1 protein-coding gene and 1 pseudogene are annotated in these 660 nt (G+C 51.1%); both read left to right on the forward strand.

The window, feature by feature from the left end:
• A partial coding sequence (locus tag B3M51_RS01090) for a Sua5/YciO/YrdC/YwlC family protein (protein ID WP_349676680.1) occupies positions 1 to 530 on the forward strand: 530 nt, incomplete at its 5' end.
• Positions 527 to 660: pseudogene (locus B3M51_RS14425) on the forward strand (coproporphyrinogen III oxidase); the annotation flags it as partial. The gene B3M51_RS01090 and the pseudogene B3M51_RS14425, both read left to right, overlap by 4 nt.

A 660-nucleotide genomic window follows, 5' to 3' on the forward strand; every position in this document is an offset into this window, starting at 1 on the left:
GACAGGCCTGCCTTGCTTTGCAGGAGGATGGGGTAATTGCCTATCCTACCGAAGCAGTGTTTGGCGTTGGCTGTGATCCCTCGAGCGAAACCGCCATTATCAGATTATTGATGATGAAGCGTCGCCCCTTGGAAAAAGGCCTGATTCTGATTGCATCAGACTTCAACCAATTGCAGGATTTTATCCAGCCGTTATCTGCTGACATTCTCGCCAAAGTCACTCAGAGCTGGCCCGGCCCAAACACCTGGTTATTGCCGGTTCGTTCTTCGGTTTCTCCCTTATTAACCGGTGGCCGAGACACACTGGCGGTCAGAGTAACAGCACATCCCTTAGCGGCAGAACTATGCCGCAGATTTGGCGGACCGCTGGTTTCCAGCAGTGCCAATATTACCGGGTTGCGACCTGCCAAAAATGTTCATCAAGTGCATTGGCAGTTACCTGAACTGGATTATGTGCTTCCCGGGGCATTGGGCGGAGCTAACAAGCCATCCACTATTCGGGATGCAGTAACGGGAGAAGTACTGCGATGAGTGGGCCGGATATTAATGCCGTACGTGAGTATTTACTCACTCTACAAGATGCTATCTGTAAAGAGGTTGAAAATTCAGATGGCAAACAGAAATTTGCTGAAGATGACTGGCAGCGCCCAGCCGGTGGTGG

This window comes from Methylophaga sp. UBA2689, assembly GCA_002354555.1.
In the GTDB taxonomy this organism is placed as follows: domain Bacteria; phylum Pseudomonadota; class Gammaproteobacteria; order Nitrosococcales; family Methylophagaceae; genus Methylophaga.